General features: G+C 34.7%; 16 protein-coding genes. 14 read left to right on the top strand and 2 right to left on the bottom strand.

Features of this window, described 5'->3' with window-relative positions:
• The first annotated feature begins 40 nt into the window (after window positions 1-40).
• The 10 genes from PQ462_RS05105 (at window position 41) to fsa (ending at window position 13,513) form a co-directional block, all read left to right on the top strand.
• On the top strand, window positions 41-2,194 hold the full coding sequence (locus PQ462_RS05105) for an alpha-glucuronidase family glycosyl hydrolase (RefSeq protein WP_274252586.1): 2,154 nt from the start codon (window positions 41-43) through the stop codon (window positions 2,192-2,194).
• Window positions 2,195-2,277: 83 nt separating this feature from the next.
• Entirely contained in the window at window positions 2,278-3,015 is a 738-nt protein-coding gene (locus PQ462_RS05110) for an SDR family NAD(P)-dependent oxidoreductase (protein WP_274252587.1), read from the top strand.
• Between the two features lie 184 nt (window positions 3,016-3,199).
• A complete protein-coding gene (uxuA, locus tag PQ462_RS05115; RefSeq protein ID WP_274253714.1) occupies window positions 3,200-4,363 on the top strand; it encodes a mannonate dehydratase in 1,164 nt (387 codons plus the stop codon).
• A 120-nt stretch (window positions 4,364-4,483) separates the two neighbouring features.
• Entirely contained in the window at window positions 4,484-5,593 is a 1,110-nt protein-coding gene (locus PQ462_RS05120) for an endo-1,4-beta-xylanase (RefSeq protein WP_274252588.1), read from the top strand.
• Between the two features lie 256 nt (window positions 5,594-5,849).
• Complete coding sequence (locus PQ462_RS05125) at window positions 5,850-7,283, top strand: MFS transporter (protein ID WP_274252589.1); 1,434 nt, start codon at window positions 5,850-5,852, stop codon at window positions 7,281-7,283.
• A 23-nt stretch (window positions 7,284-7,306) separates the two neighbouring features.
• On the top strand, window positions 7,307-8,341 hold the full coding sequence (locus tag PQ462_RS05130) for a glycoside hydrolase family 43 protein (protein ID WP_012024070.1): 1,035 nt from the start codon (window positions 7,307-7,309) through the stop codon (window positions 8,339-8,341).
• Window positions 8,342-8,711: 370 nt separating this feature from the next.
• On the top strand, window positions 8,712-9,719 hold the full coding sequence (locus tag PQ462_RS05135; protein ID WP_274252591.1) for a GntR family transcriptional regulator: 1,008 nt from the start codon (window positions 8,712-8,714) through the stop codon (window positions 9,717-9,719).
• Window positions 9,720-9,721: 2 nt separating this feature from the next.
• Window positions 9,722-11,203 carry a xylulokinase gene (locus PQ462_RS05140; RefSeq protein ID WP_274252592.1) on the top strand — a complete coding sequence of 494 codons (1,482 nt, stop codon included), beginning with the start codon at window positions 9,722-9,724 and terminating at the stop codon, window positions 11,201-11,203.
• Between the two features lie 9 nt (window positions 11,204-11,212).
• Window positions 11,213-12,538 carry a xylose isomerase gene (gene xylA, locus PQ462_RS05145; RefSeq protein ID WP_274252593.1) on the top strand — a complete coding sequence of 442 codons (1,326 nt, stop codon included), beginning with the start codon at window positions 11,213-11,215 and terminating at the stop codon, window positions 12,536-12,538.
• Window positions 12,539-12,856: 318 nt separating this feature from the next.
• Window positions 12,857-13,513: a fructose-6-phosphate aldolase gene (gene fsa / locus PQ462_RS05150; protein WP_012024074.1), complete on the top strand. Its 657-nt coding sequence runs from the start codon at window positions 12,857-12,859 to the stop codon at window positions 13,511-13,513.
• 91 nt (window positions 13,514-13,604) lie between these two features.
• Here the strand turns inward: fsa and PQ462_RS05155 are convergent, their stop codons facing one another.
• On the bottom strand, window positions 13,605-14,480 hold the full coding sequence (locus tag PQ462_RS05155) for a LysR substrate-binding domain-containing protein (protein ID WP_012024075.1): 876 nt from the start codon (window positions 14,478-14,480) through the stop codon (window positions 13,605-13,607).
• Between the two features lie 102 nt (window positions 14,481-14,582).
• On the opposite strand from PQ462_RS05155, the gene PQ462_RS05160 reads away from it, so the two are divergent.
• Together PQ462_RS05160 and PQ462_RS05165 are read left to right on the top strand one after the other, a co-directional pair.
• A complete protein-coding gene (locus tag PQ462_RS05160; protein ID WP_274252594.1) occupies window positions 14,583-15,332 on the top strand; it encodes an MBL fold metallo-hydrolase in 750 nt (249 codons plus the stop codon).
• Window positions 15,333-15,683 carry a gamma-glutamylcyclotransferase family protein gene (locus PQ462_RS05165; RefSeq protein ID WP_274252595.1) on the top strand — a complete coding sequence of 117 codons (351 nt, stop codon included), beginning with the start codon at window positions 15,333-15,335 and terminating at the stop codon, window positions 15,681-15,683. It abuts the gene before it with no gap.
• Window positions 15,684-15,692: 9 nt separating this feature from the next.
• Here the strand turns inward: PQ462_RS05165 and PQ462_RS05170 are convergent, their stop codons facing one another.
• A complete protein-coding gene (locus PQ462_RS05170) occupies window positions 15,693-16,304 on the bottom strand; it encodes an RNA polymerase sigma factor (RefSeq protein ID WP_012024078.1) in 612 nt (203 codons plus the stop codon).
• Window positions 16,305-16,583: 279 nt separating this feature from the next.
• On the opposite strand from PQ462_RS05170, the gene PQ462_RS05175 reads away from it, so the two are divergent.
• The gene (locus PQ462_RS05175) at window positions 16,584-17,735 is read left to right on the top strand and encodes a FecR family protein (protein ID WP_121362036.1); all 1,152 of its coding nucleotides are present in this window, start codon (window positions 16,584-16,586) and stop codon (window positions 17,733-17,735) included.
• Window positions 17,736-17,907: 172 nt separating this feature from the next.
• Entirely contained in the window at window positions 17,908-21,495 is a 3,588-nt protein-coding gene (locus PQ462_RS05180) for a SusC/RagA family TonB-linked outer membrane protein (RefSeq protein ID WP_274252597.1), read from the top strand.
• Window positions 21,496-21,497: the final 2 nt, after the last annotated feature.

Here is a 21,497-nt window from a genome sequence, read left to right on the forward strand (position 1 = left end):
ATACAGTAAAAATGAAATTTAAGAATAAACTAATTAGTAAATGACTTCAATAAGACTTGTATTCCTGTTTGTTTCGATTTCCTTTTCGGCTTTAGCGCAAAAGGATTATAAACTTTGGTTTCAGTATGATAGAATCAGCAATTTGGCAATTGATTCAGAATATAAAAACAATATTCAGGGAATTGTTTCTTTGGGAAATTCTGAAACTTCTCAGATTTCCGTAAAAGAATTAGAAACAGGAATCGCTGGAATGCTGGGAAATAAACCCCAAATTAAATCAGAAATTAAAGGAGAAAACAATTTGATTATTGGTTCTCAAAAAGCTTTAAATCCTGATTTGAAAAAAGCTCTGCAGACAGATTTTGAAAAAATAAACAACGAAGGATTTATTATTAAATCCATCTCTTTTAAAAATAAAAAACAGCTTATCATTTCAGGAAAAAATGATGTTGCAGTTTTGTATGGAGTCTTTAATTTTTTGAGGATGCTGCAGACCAATAAATCAATCAAAAGTTTAAATATTGCCGATTCACCAAAAACAAATCTTCGAATTTTAAATCACTGGGATAATCTCGACCGAACTGTAGAACGCGGCTACGCAGGTTTCTCTTTATGGAACTGGCAGAAATTACCTGATTTTATCGATCAAAGATATATTGATTACGCCAGAGCAAATGCCTCAATTGGAATTAATGGAACGGTTTTAACCAATGTAAATGCAAACGCTTTAATCCTGACTCCGCAATATTTAGAAAAAGTTGAAGCCTTAGCTAATGTTTTCAGACCTTACGGAATAAAAGTTTATTTAACGGCAAGATTTTCGGCACCCATTGAAATAGGAAACTTAAAAACTGCTGATCCAAAAGATCCGGAAGTAATTAATTGGTGGAAAAATAAATCGGCAGAAATCTACAAACGAATTCCAGATTTTGGTGGGTTTTTGGTGAAAGCCAATTCAGAAGGTCAGCCCGGCCCGCAAAACTACGGAAGAGATCATGTTGACGGAGCGAATATGCTGGCTGATGCCGTTGCGCCTTTTGGCGGAGTTATTATGTGGAGAGCCTTTGTATATTCAGAACATGATGCAAATGATCGTGCTAAACAAGCTTATGCTGAATTTCAGCCGTATGATGGAAAATTTAAAGAAAATGTAATTGTTCAGGTTAAAAACGGAGCAATCGATTTTCAGCCTAGAGAACCTTTTCATCCGTTATTTGGAGCAATGCCGAAAACGCCTTTAATGATGGAGTTTCAAATTACACAGGAATATCTGGGTTTTAGCACACATTTGGTTTTTCTGCCTAAATTATTTCAGGAAGTTTTAGAATCTGATACATATCAAAAAGGCAAAGGGGCAACCATTGCTAAAGTTATTGACGGTACTTTATATCAAAACAAATTAACCGGAATTGCCGGCGTTGCCAATATAGGAAACGATTTAAACTGGACAGGACATCCTTTTTTACAGGCAAATTGGTATGGCTTCGGCAGGCTGGCCTGGGATCCGTATTTAGATTCTGAAACTATTGCTGATGAATGGTTAAGATGCACCTTTTCCAACGATGAAAATTTTATTAAACCTGTAAAAAATATCATGATGGAATCGCGTGAAGCCGTTGTCAATTACATGACTCCGCTTGGTTTGCATCATATTATGGATACAGGACATCATTACGGGCCGGGACCTTGGGTTTCTAATTTGTCAAGACCAGAATGGAATCCAACCTATTATCATAAAGCAGACAAAAATGGAATTGGTTTTGATCGATCAAAATCGGGTACGAATGCCGTTTCACAATACGCAGCAGAAGTCGCAAATCTTTTTGATAATTTAGAAACTTGTCCTGAAAAAGATCTTTTATGGTTTCATCATGTTGCATGGGATTATAAACTGAAAAACGGACAAACACTTTGGAACGGTTTGGCATTGAAATACCAAGAAGGTGTAAATCAGGTTGCAGTAATGCAGAATGTTTGGAATCAGGCAGAAAAGTATGTTGACAACGAACGTTTCAACGAAGTAAAAATGTTATTAGAAATTCAGCATAAAGAAGCAAAATGGTGGCGTGATGCCTGCTTATTGTATTTTCAGCAATTTTCGGGAAAAGAACTTCCGGCTGGAGTCGAAAAACCAACACAAACTTTAGAGTATTTTAAATCATTAAAATTTCCTTTTGCACCAGGAAATGGCTAAAATTAGAACACGGATGAAACGGATTCGCGATAGCGAATCTGCGTCATCCGTGTACCAAATATCAAAAATATATTTTAAAAATTATGAGCAAAAAAACGGCAATAGTAACCGGAGGAAATTCGGGTTTAGGATTTGCAACAGCAAAGAAATTATGTGACAACGGAATCACAACCTACATTATTGGAAGAACAAAAGACAAAACGCAAGATGCCTGCAAAGAAATTGGCGAAAATGCTATTCCGGTAATTTTCGACTTAAATGATCTGAAAGGAATTCCTGCCATGATCGAAAGCATTACCAAAAACAGTCCTATAGATATTTTGGTAAACAATGCCGGAATCAATATGAAAAAAGAGTTTGCAGATGTTACCGATGAAGATTTCTTAACTATAGTTCACACCAATCTGTTGAGTGTTTTTGCTGTGAGCAGAGAAGTGGTAAAAAACATGAAAGAAAACGGAGGTGGAAGCATTATCAATATCAGTTCGATGGCATCGCAATACGGAATCCCAAAAGTAATTGCCTATTCGTCAAGCAAAGGCGCAATAGAATCTATGACGCGTGCTATGGCGGTCGAGCTGGCGCAGTTTGGCATCCGCGCCAATTGTATTGCTCCGGGATTTATTAAAACAAAAATGTCGTCAACAGCTTTAGATAACGATCCTGAAAGAAAAAATAAAGTATTGGGAAGAACTCCAATGGGCTATTTAGGAGAACCGTCAGACATTGCAGATGCGGTTTATTATTTTGCTTTAAGTGAATCAAAATATACAACAGGAACTGTTTTGCCAGTTGATGGTGGAAACAGTATTGGGTTCTAATTTTTAAATATTTTAAACACATAGAAACATAGTTCTTCTTTGTATAAAAAGGCGTTTCACTTACATTAATGCACATAGGCTATGTGTTAGGAACTAGTTTCTTTTTTAAGTCTTTTTTAGAGTTAATATAAATCTATGTTTCTATGTGTTTAATTAATTTTTACAAAAGTTAAGTATGATAAAAATGCAGCAAACCATGAGATGGTTCGGACAAAACGACAATGTCAAACTAATTGACATTCGGCAAGCCGGCGCAGCGGGAATTGTAACCGCATTGCATCAAATTCCGGTTGGCGATGTTTGGACAGTTGAAGCAATAAAAGAAAGACAGGAAATTATTCGTAATTCTGGCTTGGAATGGACTGTGGTTGAAAGTCTTCCTGTTCATGAAGAAATTAAACGAGCTTCTGGAAATTACCTGCAATACATCGAGAATTATAAAATCAGTTTGCAAAATCTGGCAGAATGCGGTATCAAAATCATTACTTATAATTTTATGCCGATTTTGGATTGGGTACGAACGAATCATAATTTTATCAACGAAGATGGAAGCAGGGCTTTGCTGTACAATCAGGATGCATTTACTTATTTTGATGTTTTTCTTTTAAAAAGACCCAATTCAGAAAACGATTATTCAGATGTTGAAAAAGAAAAAGCTTTGCAGTTTGGGAATCAATTGTCTGAAGATGAAAAAGCACTTTTGTTTAAAAATGTTTTATTGGGACTGCCGGGAAGTAAAATCAATTTTACGGCCGAACAGATTTTGTCTCTTTTAGAAAATTATGCCGAAATCGACAATCAAAAACTAAGAGAAAATCTGATTTATTTTTTATCAGAAGTAACTCCGATTGCGGAGAAAAACCAACAAAAATTAGCGATTCATCCCGATGATCCGCCGTTTTCGGTTTTAGGACTTCCGAGAATAGTTTCAACAGAATCCGATTTAAAAGCTATTTTTAATGCCGTTTCTTCAACTGCCAATGGCTTATGTTATTGTACAGGTTCGCTAAGTGCTGATCCAAAAAACAATCTTGAGAAAATTATAGACGATTTTGGAGATAGAATTCACTTTTTACATCTCCGAAATACCATCCGCGAAAGCGAAACTATTTTTAGAGAATCAGAGCATTTAAACGGTGATGTTAAAATGGAAATTATCGTTGAGAAATTATTGCTGTTGATGAACAAAACCCAAATAAGCCTGCCAATGCGTCCAGATCATGGTTTCCTTCACAGAGTTGATGAAGCAACAGAAACCTATCCGGGTTATTCTTTGACAGGAAGACTAAAAGGGCTTGCTGAATTAAGAGGTTTAGAAATGGGAATTGCTTATAAACTGAATTTGTAATTTTTTTTTCGTGTTAAACTGACTGGTTTTAAAAACCTGATAGTTCTGCGATGAGAAAAAAAAACGTCCTGTTTATCATTTCGAGAACAAAAAATAAGTATTAACTATTAACCAAAATATATGAAATTTATTAACCCTTATTTGCTCGCGATCAGTACCGTATTTTTTGTAAATTGTTCTTCTAACAAGGAAACGTTAACCTTAAAAGACTCTTATAAAAACGATTTTTATATTGGAACTGCTTTGAGCGCAGATCAAATTGAAGAAAAAGATGCAAAAGTTGATTCATTAATTCGAACAGAATTTAATGCAATTACAGCAGAAAACATCATGAAATCGATGTACACGCATCCACAAAAAGATAAATATGATTTTAGTTTATCGGACAAGTTTGTAGCTTACGGAGAGAAAAATAAAATGTTCATTCACGGACATACTTTAATTTGGCACAGTCAGTTAGCACCCTGGATGGAAAAAATCGCAGACAGCACTGAAATGAAAGCCTTTATGAAAGATCATATTACAACAATTGTTTCAAAATACAAAGGCAGAATCAATTCGTGGGATGTTGTAAATGAAGCTTTAAACGAAGATGGAACTTTAAGACCGTCTGTTTTTTTGAAAACGCTTGGTGAAAAATATCTTGTTGATGCTTTTAAACTGGCAGCAAAAGCAGATCCAAAAGTAGACTTATATTACAACGATTATAATATTGAAGAACCGGCAAAAAGAGCCGGAGCAATTGCTTTAATTAAAAAGATAAAAGCAGAAGGCGGAAAAATTGATGGTGTTGGGATTCAGGGACATTGGAGACTGCATAGTCCATCGATAGAAGAAATTGAAAAGAGTATTTTAGAATATTCGGCATTAGGAATAAAAGTTGCTTTTACAGAATTGGACATTACCGTTTTACCAAATCCGTGGGATTTGAAAGGAGCCGATGTAAATCAGAATTTTGAAGGGAGTGCCAAAATGAATCCGTATCCTAAAACATTGCCGGATTCTGTTCAGACTAAATTGGCAGAACGTTATGCGTCGATTTTTAAATTGTTCTTAAAACATAAAGATAAAATAAGCAGAGTTACTTTTTGGGGAGTTTACGACGGACAATCATGGTTAAATGACTGGCCTATAAAAGGAAGAACCAATTATCCGCTTCCGTTTGATAAAGATTTGAAACACAAACCGGCTTACGATAGTATTTTAAAGTTAAATAAAACGGAAGAATAGTGGGTTTAAAAGGCTTTCAATTAGAGTATTATAAACAAACGGTTGTTTTTTATGATATTATTCAAATAAAGCATATTGAATTTGCATAATATGTTTTTTTATATAATTTTACACAACCGATTGTTTTAAATTTAATTCAACACAATCCTGTCATTTTGAGGAAGGGGAAACCACACTGGAAACTCTGATTTCCCGTTTCTCGAAATGATAAAAAACTAAGTTTAAAACAATAGACTAACTAACCACAAACCATAAAATGAATTACATTTCACAAAAATTATCCATCAAAGAAAAAATTGGATACAGCTTAGGAGACTTGGCAGCCAATTTGGTTTTTCAGACTTTGATGACGTATCTGGCTTATTTCTACACCGATATTTATGGATTATCGCCAACAGATTCTTCTATCATAATGCTGATTGTTGGTTTAGTTGCCGCTTTTGTTTTTAATCCCATTATTGGCGTTTTAGCTGATAGAACAAGTACAAAATGGGGAAAATTCAGACCGTGGATTCTGGCAACTGCAATTCCGCTTGGAGTTGTGGCTTTACTGGCATTTTCAACTCCTGATTTCTCTTATAAAGGAAAAGTAATTTATGCTGTTGTAACTTATACTTTACTGCTGCTTTTTTATGCAGGAAATAATCTGCCGTATTCTGCTTTAAGCGGAGTTATTACAGGCGATATGTCCGAAAGAAACAGTATGTCATCATATCGTTTTGTGGCAGTTATGTTTGCCCAGTTTTTTGTTCAGGTTTTTATGCTCGGAATTATAAAAAGTGCCGGAAACGGAGACAAAGCAATTGGTATCGAAAAAGTAATGACGGTTTTAGCCATCATTGGAACCATCATGCTTTTAATCACATTTTTAACGACTAAAGAAAGAATCATTCCCAAACCAGAGCAAAAATCAAGTGTAAAAGAAGATTTAGGCGATTTGGTAAAAAACAGACCCTGGGTAATCATGCTTTCGCTTACAACTTTGGTTTTTATTACACTGGCAATGAAAGGCGGTTCGTATGTATATTATTTTGAAAATTATGTAGATAAAGATCAGTTAGCACTTTTTATCCAGCCTATTTTAGATACTTTATCGGCTATTGGGTTGAATCATTTTGGTAATGATCCCGTTTCTGCTGGATTTGGATTATTCAATGCAGGAGGCATTATTTTTATGATCGTAGGAATCACTTTGTCTAAAAACCTGGCAGATAAATACGGAAAGCGAAATATATTTGGATTGTTCTTATTCATTTCAACGCTTTTTATTATCGCTTTTTATTTCTTTCCATCAACATCAGTCAGCTTAATGTTTTTCTCCCAAATTCTGCACGGATTTTTCTACGGAATTACAATCCCAATTCTTTGGGCAATGATTGCCGATGTTGCTGATTATTCTGAATGGCTGAACAATCGCCGTGCAACCGCAATTATTTTCTCTGCCATGATGGTAGGCTTAAAAGCCGGATTAAGTATTGGCGGTGCCTTGACAACATTGTTTTTAGGATTTTTTCATTACATGCCAAACTCTGCGGTACAAACAGAAACTGCGATTAACGGAATCAAATTATTGGTCAGCATTTTTCCTGCAATTCCATTTTTAATAGGAGCCGGATTATTGTTTTTCTATAAAATCAATAAAGAAATGGAAGTGCAGATCGAAACCGATTTAAAACAAAGAAGAACTTAATTATTTAAAACAAAGATATCACTATGCCTGAAGACAGCATTGAACAAATTAATTTCGATGAAATTAATGAACTGGCGATTTCAAAGCCTTTAGTTTCTCATATTTACACAGCCGACCCGTCGGCGCATGTGTTTAATGGTAAAATTTATATTTATCCATCGCATGATATAGATGCCGGAATTCCGTTTAATGATAATGGAGATCATTTTGGAATGGAAGATTATCACGTTTTTTCAATGGACAGTATTACAGCAAAAGCCGTAGATAATGGTGTTGCGCTTCACGTAGATGATGTTGCCTGGGCCGAAAAACAAATGTGGGCGCCAGATGCAGCACATAAAAACGGAAAGTACTATTTGTATTTTCCTGCCAAACGTGCCAATGGAATTTTCCAGATTGGAGCAGCGATCAGCGATTCTCCTTCAGGGCCTTTTGTACCTCAGCCAGATGCAATAAAAGGAAGTTACAGTATTGATCCTGCAGTTTTTGAAGACGAAGACGGAAAACATTATATTTATTTTGGCGGTATCTGGGGCGGACAATTGCAGAAATACAGAAATAATGTATACGACCAGAATAACGAAGAACCTTCTGAAAATGAACCCGCTTTAGGACCAATTGTAGCTTTGCTTCGCGATGATATGCTTGAACTTGCAGAAGAACCAAAAGAGATTAAAATTTTGGATGAAAAAGGAGAAATCCTGTTAGCCGGAGATAATAACCGTCGTTTTTTTGAAGCTTCATGGGTACATAAATACAACGGAAAATATTATTTCTCATATTCAACAGGAGACACCCATTTTATTTGTTACGCTATTGGCGATAATCCGTATGGGCCGTTTACCTATCAGGGAAGAATTTTAAATCCTGTTGTGGGCTGGACTTCTCATCATTCTATTTGTGAGGTTGAAAATGAGTGGTATTTATTTTATCATGATTCAAGTTTGTCAAAAGGCGTAACACATTTAAGAAGCATGAAAGTGACTAAAATTGATTATTTAGAAGATGGTTCGATTGTAACAATTGATCCGTATGGAATAAGAAGATTAATTGATTAGTTTTTTGTGTAAAAAAATTTAGCAAAAATTACAATCGGTTGTGTTGATTTGATTTTGCTTTTTTTGTCATTGCGAGGAACGAAGCAATCACATTTGCTGAATCAAATTGCAGTGAGGCTGTTCGTTCGTCGCAATGACAAACTTATTATGAAAATGTCTTTTGAAGCTGTTTTGCGTGAGGGATAGAAGTGGAAAGCCCACAGCCTGACGAAGGAAGTGCGAGGACTTGAAACGTATAGCCCGACCCGGAGGGGGCACGCCCAAATTATTGAAATATAGAATTTAAAAAACTTAACATAATTAATACATAAAATGATTTTTTATAAAAGTTTTTTAGCTACTTTAGCATAACAGAACGGAACAGAACGGTATGCTAAAAGAAGAAGAAAAATTTGAATTTATAATTAATCACGATAGTGATATTCCGAAGTACCAGCAATTGGTTGATGGAATTACAAATGCTATTGCCGAGAACATTTTACAAAAGGGAGATTTGCTTCCGTCAGTAAATGTAATCTGCAAGACCTATCAGCTTTCGAGAGATACAGTTTTTAAAGCCTATACGATTTTAAAAGAGCAGAATACGATTGAATCTGTACCCAATAAAGGATATTATGTGGCGGGTGAAACAAGAAAAGTGCTTTTGGTTTTAGACACTTTTAAGGCATATAAAGAAGTTTTGTACCATTCATTTGTCAATAACCTGCCGGATAACGTGATTACCGATGTGCAGTTTCATCATTATAATATTGATGTTTTTAAAACGATCATCAATAACGGAATCGGAAAGTATTACAAATACGTGGTCATGAATTTTGATCACAAAGAAATTGCTCCGGCGTTGTCGGCAATTTCAAAAGATAAACTGCTTTTGATAGACTGGAATATTCAGGCAGAGAAAGCAAATAATTATGTTTTTCAGGATTTTGGAAAGGCATTTTATAACTCATTGACAGAAGCAGCTGATTTGTTTAAAAAGTATAAAAAGATACAATTTGTGTATCCGGATTTTACAAATCATCCAAAAGAAACAGTTGAGTTTTTTAAGAAATTCTGTGCTGATTTCAGTTTTGAGTATGAAGTGGTTACAGATCCTAAAAAGTTCAATATCGAGAAAGGAATTGCTTATATAAGCGTAAGCGACAGGATTTTGGGGCACTTTTTAGAGCAGTGCAAAGAGAAAGATTTTGAACCAGGAAAAGACGTTGGGTTTTTGTCGTACAACGAAACCCCAATGAAAAAATTTATATACAAAGGAATTTCGGTTGTCTCAACTGATTTTAAAGAATTAGGAACCAAAGCAGCGGCATTTATTACGCATGACGAAGAAACGCAGTGTTATGTGCCGACAAATTTAATAATAAGAGAATCATTGTAAGTATGTATTATATCGGATATGATATTGGAAGTTCTTCTGTCAAGGCAGCCTTGGTAGAAGCAGAAACGGGTAAAAAAATAATCGTTTTGAATGAACCGCAGAACGAAATGGAAATCCTTTCGATTCACCCGGACTGGGCAGAACAGGATCCTGAAATCTGGTGGCAGCACATTTGTACGGCAACTAAAAGAGCTATTAAAGAAGCTAATATCGATGCATCTAAAATTCAGGGAATTGGTATTTCGTACCAAATGCATGGATTGGTGATTGTGGATAAGGAAGGAAATGCACTTCGAAATTCAATTATCTGGTGCGACAGTCGTGCGGTTGAAATTGGAAACAAAGCTTTTGCCGAAATTGGAGAAGAAAAATGCATGTCGCATTTATTGAATTCACCAGGAAATTTTACGGCTTCAAAACTAAAATGGGTTAAAGAAAACGAACCTGAAGTTTACAATAAAATAGCTAAATACATGCTTCCGGGAGATTACATCGCTTTGAAACTGACAGGTCAAGTAACGACAACCAAAAACGGTTTGTCTGAAGGAATGCTTTGGGATTATAAAGAAAATAAAGTAGCCGACTGGCTTTTGGAATACTACGGAATCGACAAATCATTGACGCCAAAAATCGTAGAAAATTTTACGAATCAGGGAGTTGTTACTGAAAAAGCTTCGGCAGAATCAGGTCTTCCAGCTGGAATTCCGATTGTGTACAGAGCGGGAGATCAGCCAAACAATGCATTATCATTAAATGTTTTAAATCCGGGAGAAGTGGCTGCGACTGGCGGAACTTCGGGCGTGTTTTATGCAGTAAGCGAAATTTCATCTGGAAAAAGCACAAGGGTGAACAATTTCGTTCACGTAAACTACGAATTAGAAACGCCAAGAGTGGGGAAACTTTTAAATATTAACGGAGCAGGAATTCAGTACAGATGGCTTCGTAATAATATGGGGAATGAAAGTTATGAGGTTATGAATGAAAAAGCTTCAAATGTTGAGGTTGGATCAGAAGGTGTTGTGGTGATTCCGTTTGGGAATGGCGCAGAACGTATGTTCAACAATAAAACTATTGGAACTCACTTTTTAAACCTCAACTTAAATATTCACAACAGCGCGCATTTGTTTAGAGCTTCTCTTGAAGGAATTGCTTTTTCGTTTGTATATGGAATGGAATGTTTAAAAGAAGACAATGCGACGATTAATGTAATTAGAGCAGGAAATGATAACCTTTTCCGTTCGGAGATTTTCTCAAATACCGTGGCGACTTTAATTGGTCACGAAATCGAAATTTACAATACAACAGGAGCTGTTGGCGCTGCGAGAGCAGTTGGCTTAAAAGATGGTGATTACGGCAAGTTTGGTGCTAATGTGAGTGACAATGACCATGTAATGACGTTTTTACCGCTTCACAACAAAGAACCTTACGAAACGGCTTATAAAAAATGGAAACAAGAATTAGAATTAATATTAACAAATAAATAAAAAAATCAAATGATAGTTTTAGGAGATAAAGAATACTACAAAGGTATCGGCCAAATTAAATTTGAAGGAAAAGAATCTGATAATCCGCTGGCATTTAAATATTACAATCCAGAACAAGTTGTAGCTGGAAAAACAATGCGTGAGCACTTTAAATTTGCTATCGCGTATTGGCATACATTCTGCGGACAAGGAAGCGATCCATTCGGACCAGGAACACAGCAATTTGCTTGGGATGCTTCGTCAGATCCGTATCAGGCTGCAAAAGATAAAGCAGATGCCGCTTTTGAATTCATCAGTAAAATGGGATTCGATTATTTCTGTTTCCACGATTATGATTTAATTGCTGAAGGAGCAACTTTCGCAGAATCAGAAAAACGTTTGGCTTTTATTACAGATTACTTAAAACAGAAAAAAGCAGAATCTGGAATTAAATTACTTTGGGGAACTTCAAACTGTTTCTCAAACCCAAGATTCATGAACGGAGCAGCTACAAATCCAGATTTTAATGTAGTAGCAAGAGCTGGAGGGCAAGTAAAATTAGCGCTTGACGCAACAATTGCTTTAGGCGGAGAAAATTATGTATTCTGGGGTGGTAGAGAAGGTTATATGTCTTTACTAAACACAGATATGGGAAGAGAATTAGACCACATGGCACAATTCCTTGCAATGTCTAGAGACTACGCAAGAGCTCAAGGTTTTAAAGGAACTTTCTTTATCGAGCCAAAACCAATGGAGCCATCTAAACACCAATACGATTTTGACTCGGCTACAGCAATTGGATTCTTAAAAAATTATGGTTTAGACAAAGATTTCAAAATCAATATCGAAGTAAACCACGCTACTTTGGCGCAGCATACTTTCCAACACGAATTAGAGGTTGCAGCAAAAGCGGGAATGTTAGGAAGCATCGATGCAAACAGAGGAGATTACCAAAACGGATGGGATACTGACCAGTTCCCTAATAACATTCAGGAAACGACTGAAGCGATGTTGGTTTTCTTAAAAGCCGGAGGATTACAAGGCGGAGGAGTTAACTTTGATGCTAAAATTAGAAGAAATTCTACAGACTTAGAAGATGTTTTCTTAGCGCACATTGGGGGTGCTGATACTTTTGCAAGAGCTTTACTTACTGCAGACAAAATCATTACTTCTTCTCCTTACGAAAAATTAAGAAAAGAAAGATACAGCTCATTTGATTCTGGAAAAGGGAAAGATTTTGCTGATGGAAAATTAAACCTTAAAGATCTTTATACTATCGCTCACGAAAACGGTGAATTAAATCTTCAAAGCGGTAAACAAGAATTGTTTGAAAACATAATTAACCAATATATTTAATTGGTTTAGATTTTATATCAAAAATATAGTGAGATAAAATTGAGAGAATGTGTATTAAGATTATGATTTGTTTTGAAAGTGAGATTTAAAAAAATAGGTTGAAGGTTTAGTTACTATTTTTTGAAAATCAAACAAAAGAAACAAAGTCAGTTTAATAAAATAATAAGTGAGTTATTTTTTTATTAAGGGTTTTTTGAAGATTAGAATCGATCGAAATGCACATTTTTCACTCACTGCAGCATGCTGAGAACTTTGTCAAAGTTTAAAATTTGACAAAGTTTTTTTACGCAAAAAAACTTTTAACTTAAACTAAAAAACATGAAATTTTTTATTGATACAGCCAATCTTCAGGATATTGAAGAAGCACAGGCTTTAGGCGTTTTAGACGGCGTAACCACCAATCCGTCTTTAATGGCCAAAGAAGGAATTACAGGAAAAGAAAACATTTTAAAACATTATCTTGACATTTGTAATATCGTTGACGGCGATGTTTCGGCTGAAGTAATTTCGACTGATTTTGAAGGAATGGTAAGAGAAGGTGAAGAGCTTGCAGCTTTACATCCGCAGATTGTGGTAAAACTGCCTATGATTGGCGACGGTGTAAAAGCCTGTAAATATTTTTCTTCTAAAGGAATTAAAACCAATGTAACTCTAGTATTTTCTGCTGGTCAGGCATTATTGGCAGCAAAAGCCGGAGCCACTTATGTTTCTCCATTTTTAGGCCGTTTAGATGATGTCTCAACAGATGGAATGCATCTTATTGAAGAAATCAGAGAAATCTATGATAATTACAATTACCAAACCCAGATACTTTCAGCTTCGGTAAGACATACTATGCATATTGTAAATTGTGCCAAAGTAGGATCAGATGTTATGACCGGACCGCTTTCGGCAATTAAAGGATTACTAAAACATCCATTAACAGATATTGGCTTGAAACAATTTGTTGAAGATGCTAAAAAAATGAATCTCTAAACTCTAAATACAACACGCAGTTAAGCCCTTTTCGTATTGAAAGGGCTTTTTTTACTAAAGCATGATAAGTTTTAAATAATGACGTAAAAACTTATTTCAAATTCTCCATCAATGTTTTCAAAAACGCAATCACTGCTTTTTTCTCATACACTTCTTTCAAAGAAATCAGCATTGCAGTTCTGGTCATGTTTTCTCCCTTTATGGGAATAGCATGCAAATCTTTTTCGTTTTCGATTGTTGTTTTAGTTAAAATGGTATGCCATTTTCCCGTTTTGATTAATTCCAGCAAAGTGGGAATATCATTAATTTCAATCGTAACTTTCGGATTGAGATTGTCTTTTTTAAAAGCTTTATTTATAAACTGTGTAGTACTGAAACCACTTGAAGGAAGTGCGAGCGGCAAGGAACTGACTTCACTCAAAGAAATACTTTTTTTATTGGTAAATGATGTTTCGGTTGAGGTAACCAAAGCCATTGGAGACGTAAATAATTCCCTGTATTTAAAATGTGCCTCAGAAGCAATTTCTTCAAAAGTCAGAATCACATCAAGTTCAAAAAGATTTAGTTTCTGTATCAGTTCCTGCGAAGTTCCAAAGACGATTTCGAATTGAATTTTAGGATATTCAGAACTAAATAAAATCAGCGCTTTTGTAACCACATGACGAAGTGCGTATGTCACGCCAATCGCCACTTTTCCGGTTTCAAGATTATTCAAATCTTTTAAAAGTTCAAAACCGTCCGTTGCTTTGTTAACAGACTGTTGCGCGTAAACCGAAAATAAATCTCCAGCTTCCGTAAGTGTAATTCGTTTTCCAATTCTATTAAAAAGCGGTACCTGCAATTCATCTTCCAATTGTTTAATTTGTTGTGATAAAGTGCTTTGACTGATGTGAAGTGCAGTTGCAGCTTCGGTAAAATTCAGTAATTCTTTTGCTTTTAGAAAATATTTAAGCTGTCGAAGTTCCATTTCTAAATCGGTTTTATCGATTGATTTTATCGAAAAATAAGGTTTTACAAATATAGAAAATCTTAAGAACTTTGTAGTGTCGCAAAATTAAAGCAAAACAAAATGAAAATTATAGCTTTACAAGAAGGAAATTATATAGCTGATTCTAAAAAAGAGTTTAAGCTGATTACAAAAGAAACAACCGAAACAGGCCTTAAAATGGCAATTCAGCCTTTTGTGGTTATTACAGATAACGATGTCATATTATTAGATTTTGGTCTAGGATTTATGAATGACGGAATCCCGTTTATTCATGAAATGCTGAAAAAGAATAATATTGCTCCGGAGCAAATAACAAAGGTTTTGGTTTCGCATCTGCACAAAGATCATATCGAAGGAATTGGTTATTTTGAGAATGGAAACTTTGTTTGTAATTTTCCAAATGCTAAGATTTACATTCAGGAGCGAGAAATAGATTTTGCTTTAGAACAAATCAATAATCCGTCTTATGTTTTTGAGATTTTAAATGAGCTCAAAAAACTGCCTAATGTTGAATTAATGCATGATGACAGCGGACAGATTACTAATGAAATTTTCTACGAAGTTTCGGCCGGACATACCAAATATCATCAGGTTTTCTGGATCAAAGCCAATGATGAAATTGTTTTTTACGGCGCAGACGATCTGCCTCAAAAAATATACTGGTCAATGCACGTTGCTTACAAAACCGACTTTGATGGAAAACGCGCTATGGAATCCCGAAAAAAATGGGAACTGCAGGCAAAAGACGAAAACTGGAAAGTGCTTTTTTACCACGATATGAAAATGCCGGTTTTGGAATTTTTTGAACAAAAAATAGAATACGTGTCATAAATGAAAGATTTACAATCAATGCCGGCTTTAATTATTTATGGTTCGCTGGCACCGGGCGAATCCAATCATTCGGTTATGGATTCTATTAAAGGAGAATGGCAGAAAGCAATTATAAAAGGGAAACTGCAGGAAGGAGGCTGGGGATCATCTTTAGGATATCATGGTTTTATCCCTGTAAATATAGAAGAAGCAGAAACCATCAATTGTTATGTACTTTTCTCTGAAGATCTCACAGCAAACTGGGATTATCTCGACGAATTTGAAGGCGACGGTTATACGCGAATTCTAACAGAATATGAACTCGAAAACGGGGGAAAGGGAACAGGATTTATTTATGCTTTAAAACAATAAAAGGAAAATTCAGATTAATTTACTTAGTCTGAATTTTTTTTTAGCCGAAAATAAAAGAAACAAAACACTTTTTACCTTTTCTTCTAAGGAAGTTCTTAGAATAGAAAAAGCTTTAGTAATTTGAGCCTCAACGGTTTTTATAGAAACATCTAGATGCTCGGCGATTTCGATATTAGTCAAACCTTCTTTTTTACTCAAAATAAATACCTCTTTGCATTTTGGAGGCAGATTCTGAATTTCTTTATTTACCGCATTTAAAACCCTCTGAAAAGCTTCTGAATCTTCTTCCTGAACAATTCCGTTCAAAGCGTCATAATACGATTTTTCTAATGAAAACAAAGACTGGTTTTTTCGATACAAATCGATAAACTCGTTATAAGTCATTTTATAAAGAAAACTTTTTAACGAATGCTCCGGTTTTAATCTCGTGCGCTGTTCCCAAACCTTAATAAAAACATTCTGTACAATATCTTCTGCACTGTAAACATTCTTTACCAGACTGTTAGCATAAACACAAAGTTTATGATGATACGTATCGATTAAATAAGTATATGCCATTTCATCTCCGTTTTTAAGAGACTCAATTAATACAGCGTTATTGTTGTAGTCGGCATTTATCATAGAAACAAATATATAAATTATAATTTTTAAGGCTTAAACTGAGGCTGTATTTGGGGCAAATTGGCTGTTTTTTTCATTTTCTATTTGAAAATTATTACAAATAAAAACCTGAAAAAATGCAAAGATAAAAACATTTACTCTTTTATATCTATCAAATTAGTAGAATTTGTTGAAAGAAAAAACTTGTGAAAAATAAAAAATTCATCAAAATGAAAAAAACTTTATCAAATTGTTAGGGTTTTGTTTTTTGGCTTCGTAATAATATTAAAAATAACTAAAATGACAGTAAAAAAGTCAGAGAGACTAATTGTTAAATTTATCACAAATCAGGCGAGTCAGGAGGAAATCGAAGCCTTGACCGAATGGTTAAAAGAGGATGAAAATCAGCTTGTGTTTAAGGATTTTGTAAAAACCAATTACGCAATAGATACCGCTGTGAACAATTTTGATTCTACCGAAGTCAGAAAACAACTTTCAGAAAGAATCAGAAAAGAAAATAACGTTTTTTATAAAAGAAGATTTTCATCGTATTACAAATATGCAGCGATTTTGATCGTGGCTTTGGGCGGATTTTATTTTTACAAAAATTCAACTACTGCAATACAGTCAAAACAAAATGTAATAATACCGAGAGAAGATGAAATTGTACTGCAGCTGGGTGACGAATCGCAGAATCTTGACCCAAATGAAGCCAGAACAATAACTGATAAAGACGGAAATGTAATTGGAAAACAGGAAAAAGACAGATTGGTTTATACGAAAGCTTATGCCAAAGGTGCATTAGTTTACAATACAATCAAAATTCCGTACGGAAAAAAGTTTGAAGTACAATTGTCAGATGGAACACTTGTGCATTTAAATGCAGGAACATCGCTGCGATATCCGGTTCAGTTTGTTAAAAATCAAAACCGACAAGTTTATCTTCTTGGAGAAGCTTTTTTTGAAGTTGAAAAAGACAAAGAACATCCGTTTGATGTAAACACACAGAATGTAAATGTTGAGGTCTTGGGAACTAAATTTAATGTAGATACGTATAGTGAAAATCCAAGAACTGATGTTGTTTTGGTTGAAGGAAAAGTGTCTTTGTACAAAGATCAGAAAACCAAAGAAAATCAAGTGTATTTAAAACCTGGAGAAAAAGGCTCAAACGAAAGAGGACAGTCAGAAATTACAACAGAACAGGTTAATACAGAATATTATACAGCTTGGATAAAAGGAAGTTTAGTATTCAAAAATGCTTCGTTTGATGCTATTATTAAAAAACTGGAACGACGTTACAATGTTACTTTTATCAATAAAAACAAAGTACTTGGAAAAGAAATTTTTAACGCCCGTTTTGATAATGAACCCATTGAAGTGGTGCTCAAATATTTTAGTGACAGTTATGCTATTGATTATATCATTGACAGAGACAAGATTACAATAAAGTAAATTATCAATTAACAATTCATAATTAACAATTAAAAAACGCCTATGTAACAAAAATCCAAAGAAGAAGGATCGGCATTAAATAAAAAAAAACCGGAAAATGCGCCAACATTTCCCGGTAGAATAAATGCGATCAGTTAATTAACCAACCAACATTAAAAAACATTTTAAAAGTATGAAAAAACTATTGAACAGAATTAGGTTCGACAAACCTTTTTTGAAATTCGATTTGAAGATGAAATTGACCACATTATTTCTATTAACCACTCTCACGGTTATGCAGGCGGGTGTAACCTACTCGCAAAAAGCAAAAATGTCTTTCAGTGCTAATAATATGACGGTTGCAAAAGCCATCGAAAAATTAGAATACACAACCAATTACAGATTTGTTTATAATGTAAAATCAGTTGATTTAAACAGAACTATTTATGTAAATGAAAGTAATGTTTCGATCGAGACGATTTTAAATACCATTTTTGGCAATACCGGAACAGATTATAAAGTTTCGGGAAACCATATTGTATTAATGGCAAAAAAAGCTCCGGCAGAAAAACCTGTAACGTCACAAAATGAGGAGGCTGATTTTATCGTAAAAGGACGTGTTACCGATGAAAAAGGAATGCCTTTAGCAGGTGCTGCAATTTCTGATAATGGTTCTGGACGAGGTGTAAATACAGACTTTAACGGAGAATATCAGATTATTGCAGTAAGCAGTGAAACGACTTTAGCATATTCTTATTTAGGATTCGTAAGACAAGAAATAAAAGTTGAAGGCAGAAGTGTAATCAATGTTGTGCTTAAAGAAGAAACACTTCAACTGGGTGAAATTGTTTTAACAACAGGTTACCAAAATATTTCGGCTGAGCAGGCAACCGGATCTTTTTCAAATTTAAAAGCAAAAGATTTTCAGGAACAGCGTTTAAGCAGTTTAGATAAAATTTTAGAAGGTCGTATTGTGGGTTATCAGGATGGAAAAATTCGTGGTACAACATCTATGCTTGGCGTAACATCTCCTTTGTATGTTGTTGACGGATTTCCGATAGAAAATACAAAATTGACTCCGTTTTCTACAATAGAAGAAAATGTTCCAAGTCTGAACTTAGAAGATATTGAAACCATTACGGTTTTAAAGGATGCAGCAGCTTCGTCTATTTACGGTTCACGTGCCGCAAATGGGGTTGTCGTTATTACAACTAAGAAAGCAAAAGCAGGAAAAACAAACATTTCGTTCTCTAGTAATTTAACCATTACACCTTATAGAAATTACACCGGAAACCTTACTGATTCTGCTGATATTATTGGTTTAGAAAGAGGATGGGCAGATGGAAATCCTAATTTAAAAGGAGCAAATGCAGCGACATATTCACAATCATTATTAAATAACGCAGTTTTTACCAGTTTAGGAATGCAGACTATTTTAAACGGTTATGCAGGAAACATTTCTCAAACAGAAATGAACAATCGTTTAAACAAGCTGGGTTCTCAGGGATATAAATACTTCGATGATATTGCCAGATATGCAAAACGCGATCAGTATTTTATGCAGCATAATGTTAGTTTAGGTAAAGCAACAGATAACAATACATTTAACGCTTCGCTTACCTATAAAAATAATGAACTTGAAAACAGATACTCTGAAAATCAGTCAGTGGGAATTAATTTAAAAAATTCAACAGAAATTAATAACTGGCTGTCTTTAGACTTAGGAACTTATATTAATTACGGAAAAGGCGATACACAAAGCTTTTTAGCACTAAATCCTGATTTATCAAATTCGTATTTTAAATATCAGCCGTATAATCAGTTAGTAAACAACGACGGAACTAATTTTGTTTCTACAGCAGCTTCTCGTTATAATAATTATACGCTGCAATCGATGCAGAATTATGGCTTGTACAATATGGATATTACACCAATGGACGAGTTTGGAAGAAATTTAAATGAGACTAAAAATTTCTTAAACAGAACTTTTGCCAAGTTTAATGTAAAATTCAGCAAAGCGTTTACTTACAATGTAATGTTTCAATACGAATACAGTTCAGATCGTGCAAGCCAGTTGTATGAAAAAGATTCTTATTATGTTAGAAACAGAGTTAACCAATTGGTAACGATTGCCAATAACAAAGCCGTTTATAATTTGCCTTACGGAGATATTATAAAAGAAACCAACCAGTTTTCTAATGCTTATAATTTCCGTCAGCAGTTAAATTTCAATCAGATTTTTGCTGATAAACACGATTTTTCTGCTATTGCCGGTATGGAAATTCGTCATTCAAAACAAGAGTTCAGCAACAATACACGATACGGATATGACAGCCAGACTTTAGGTTTTGCACCTATTAACCAAGTTGATTTACTAAAAGTTTATGGAACTGTTTTTGGCGGTTACATGGTGCAAGATGAGTTTTCTTTGGAAAAAGAATTACAAAATCGTTATGTTTCAGTTTATGGAACAGGAGGTTATACTTTTGATAAAAAATATAATGTTTCTGGAAGTGTACGCTGGGATCGTTCTAATCTTTGGGGAACAGACAGCAAATACCAAAATAAACCCATCTGGTCAGCAGGAGCAGCGTGGAATATCGATAAAGAATCATTTTTTGCAGTTTCATGGGTAGATGCCCTAAAAGTTCGCGGATCGTATGGTATTGGAGGAAATATTGCCAAAGATTCAGCGCCATATCTTACAGCCTATTACAATTCAAATTCAAATGTTGGAGGAAATCAGGGAACTGTTAATAAACGACCAAACCCAGAATTATCTTGGGAAAAAACGACAACAAAAAACATTGGTTTAGATTTTTCATTGTTTAAAAGAAGGATAAGCGGAACCTTAGATTTGTACAACAAAAAAGGAGAAGATCTATTAGCAAGAAGCCAGGGAATTCCAACCGAAGGATTTGGATATTCTACTTATACGCTTAACAATGGAGAAATGACAAACAAAGGTATCGAAGTCAGCTTAAGTGGTACTATTGTAAAAACACCTTCATTTTCATGGGAAGCAGCCGTTTTATATGCTAACAACAAAAACAAAGTAGATTACGTCAATGTAAAAGCTCCGGTTTATTATCTGCAGTTAGATTATCCTCAAGATTTCCCAAGAGTAGGAAACAGCTACAACACAATTTATGGTTATAAATGGGCAGGCTTAAGCAGTACAGGAATACCTCAGGTTTATGATGCATCTGGAACAGCAGTAAAATACAATCCGGGCCAGCTGGATGCTATTCAGGATTATGGATCAACAGTTCCTATTCACAGCGGTTCTTTCCATACTTCTGCTAATTATAAAAACTTCTCACTTTCGGCACTTTTTGTTTATGAGTTAGGACATAAAGTTAGAAATACTTTTCTGCCAATGTTGAAAAATAGTTATAACGGAGCTGCAGGAGGTTACGTAACCGATATTTCAGTAGTAAACAACAATATCGCAAATCGTTGGATGCAGCCAGGCGACGAAGCATTTACAAATGTTCCAAGAGCAGTTTATGAATATGATCCGGAATTTAATTCAGATTCTTACACTATTTATTCATATTCAAACATTAATATTCTGGATGCATCAAATGTGAGATTAAGCAACGTTTCATTGGCGTATCAAATGCCAAAAGACCTTATTAAAAGAGCAAAACTAGACGGAGTGCGTTTTAATTTAAATGCAGAAAATGTATACACTTTTGCCAAAAGCAGAGACGCTAAATATATGCTGGGCGGTTTCATATCTCCAAGTTTTGTTTTGGGTGTAAATGTTAATTTCTAATT

The sequence above is a fragment of the Flavobacterium sp. KACC 22758 genome (assembly GCF_028736135.1).
Lineage (GTDB): Bacteria > Bacteroidota > Bacteroidia > Flavobacteriales > Flavobacteriaceae > Flavobacterium > Flavobacterium johnsoniae.

What these genes read in the sequence shown, in the direction of transcription:
- PQ462_RS05105 (WP_274252586.1), top strand. Translation starts at nt 41, where the DNA reads ATGACTTCAATAAGACTTGTATTCCTGTTTGTTTCGATTTCCTTTTCG.
- PQ462_RS05110 (WP_274252587.1), top strand. Translation starts at nt 2,278, where the DNA reads ATGAGCAAAAAAACGGCAATAGTAACCGGAGGAAATTCGGGTTTAGGA.
- uxuA (WP_274253714.1), top strand. Translation starts at nt 3,200, where the DNA reads ATGCAGCAAACCATGAGATGGTTCGGACAAAACGACAATGTCAAACTA.
- PQ462_RS05120 (WP_274252588.1), top strand. Translation starts at nt 4,484, where the DNA reads ATGAAATTTATTAACCCTTATTTGCTCGCGATCAGTACCGTATTTTTT.
- PQ462_RS05125 (WP_274252589.1), top strand. Translation starts at nt 5,850, where the DNA reads ATGAATTACATTTCACAAAAATTATCCATCAAAGAAAAAATTGGATAC.
- PQ462_RS05130 (WP_012024070.1), top strand. Translation starts at nt 7,307, where the DNA reads ATGCCTGAAGACAGCATTGAACAAATTAATTTCGATGAAATTAATGAA.
- PQ462_RS05135 (WP_274252591.1), top strand. Translation starts at nt 8,712, where the DNA reads ATGCTAAAAGAAGAAGAAAAATTTGAATTTATAATTAATCACGATAGT.
- PQ462_RS05140 (WP_274252592.1), top strand. Translation starts at nt 9,722, where the DNA reads ATGTATTATATCGGATATGATATTGGAAGTTCTTCTGTCAAGGCAGCC.
- xylA (WP_274252593.1), top strand. Translation starts at nt 11,213, where the DNA reads ATGATAGTTTTAGGAGATAAAGAATACTACAAAGGTATCGGCCAAATT.
- fsa (WP_012024074.1), top strand. Translation starts at nt 12,857, where the DNA reads ATGAAATTTTTTATTGATACAGCCAATCTTCAGGATATTGAAGAAGCA.
- PQ462_RS05155 (WP_012024075.1), bottom strand. Translation starts at nt 14,480, where the DNA reads ATGGAACTTCGACAGCTTAAATATTTTCTAAAAGCAAAAGAATTACTG.
- PQ462_RS05160 (WP_274252594.1), top strand. Translation starts at nt 14,583, where the DNA reads ATGAAAATTATAGCTTTACAAGAAGGAAATTATATAGCTGATTCTAAA.
- PQ462_RS05165 (WP_274252595.1), top strand. Translation starts at nt 15,333, where the DNA reads ATGAAAGATTTACAATCAATGCCGGCTTTAATTATTTATGGTTCGCTG.
- PQ462_RS05170 (WP_012024078.1), bottom strand. Translation starts at nt 16,304, where the DNA reads ATGATAAATGCCGACTACAACAATAACGCTGTATTAATTGAGTCTCTT.
- PQ462_RS05175 (WP_121362036.1), top strand. Translation starts at nt 16,584, where the DNA reads ATGACAGTAAAAAAGTCAGAGAGACTAATTGTTAAATTTATCACAAAT.
- PQ462_RS05180 (WP_274252597.1), top strand. Translation starts at nt 17,908, where the DNA reads ATGAAAAAACTATTGAACAGAATTAGGTTCGACAAACCTTTTTTGAAA.